The organism is Psittacicella gerlachiana (assembly GCF_003585965.1).
GTDB classification, from domain to species: domain Bacteria; phylum Pseudomonadota; class Gammaproteobacteria; order Enterobacterales; family Psittacicellaceae; genus Psittacicella; species Psittacicella gerlachiana.
In genome coordinates this window covers 1-1,008 of sequence record NZ_NRJF01000106.1, presented here as the reverse complement: position 1 = coordinate 1,008, position 1,008 = coordinate 1, and the positions used below count along the sequence as shown (strand labels likewise).

At 33.9% G+C, this 1,008-nt stretch carries 1 protein-coding gene; it reads left to right on the top strand.

Features of this window, described 5'->3' with window-relative positions:
* The first annotated feature begins 100 nt into the window (after positions 1–100).
* Complete coding sequence (locus tag CKF59_RS04160) at positions 101–994, top strand: ROK family protein (protein WP_119534717.1); 894 nt, start codon at positions 101–103, stop codon at positions 992–994.
* Positions 995–1,008: the final 14 nt, after the last annotated feature.

Sequence of the window (1,008 nt, the reverse complement as noted above, 5' to 3'; positions counted from 1 at the left end):
CTTTATAGAAGAGTTGTTTAGTAATAGATGGTTATGATTAGTTAAAGATAACTTTATCGTAACTCAAGTATTTTTATTTTTATCATCACAGGAATGTATCATGAAAGTATTAGCAATTGATATTGGTGGAACAAAAGTTGCAACCGCAATAATTGATAATAATTTGAATATTGAAAAACGTTTACAGTTTGAATCACGTAACGACCACACACCTACAATTTTTGAAGAGTTCTTTACTGATATTATTTCTCATTACGATGCAAAAGAGTATGATGCTATTGCTATAGGTACTGCTGGTATTGTAAATAAAGGTATTTATACTTGTTTAACTAAAACCTCTATTGGTGAGCTTGATGGTTTAGAGTTTATTGATTTATTTAAACGTATTTCAGGTGGAAAACCTGTTGTTGCTTTAAATGATGCTCAAGCAGCTACTTATGCAGAGTATTGTACGGCTCAATTGTCTAATATGTGTTTTGTGACTGTTTCTACAGGTGTAGGCGGAGGCTTTATTTTAAATGATGATATTCTTTTAGGTGAAGATTGCCGTGCTGGTCATATTGGACATATGTTAATTAAGACTTCATCACCAGTAGCTCAAATTTGGGGTGATTACGCTAAGGTAGAAGATATGGCTTCTGGTCGTGCAATTGCAGCTGCGACTAAAGACTGGGATAAACCATTAACAACTGCAGAAGTTTTTGAAGGTCAAGCTAATGGTGATCAAAGATGTGATGCTATTGTTAAAGCTGCAGCTGAAGCTATAGCTCAGATGGTAGCTAATATTGTAATAAGTTATGATATCCAAGACTTCTTCTTAGGAGGTTCAGTTTCTTATTACACTAACTTTATTGATCAAGTACAAGAGTTAGTTAACTCTATGCCTGATCAATATCATGCACGTCTACATCGTGCAGCCCATGGTCAAGATTCTGTGTTAGTAGGGTCTGCTCAATATTACTTTAATCGTGGTTTAAAAGGAATTAATTCATAAAATAAACCTCCTAA

Coding starts and splice junctions, on each gene's coding strand:
- CKF59_RS04160 (WP_119534717.1), top strand. CDS start 101: ATGAAAGTATTAGCAATTGATATTGGTGGAACAAAAGTTGCAACCGCA.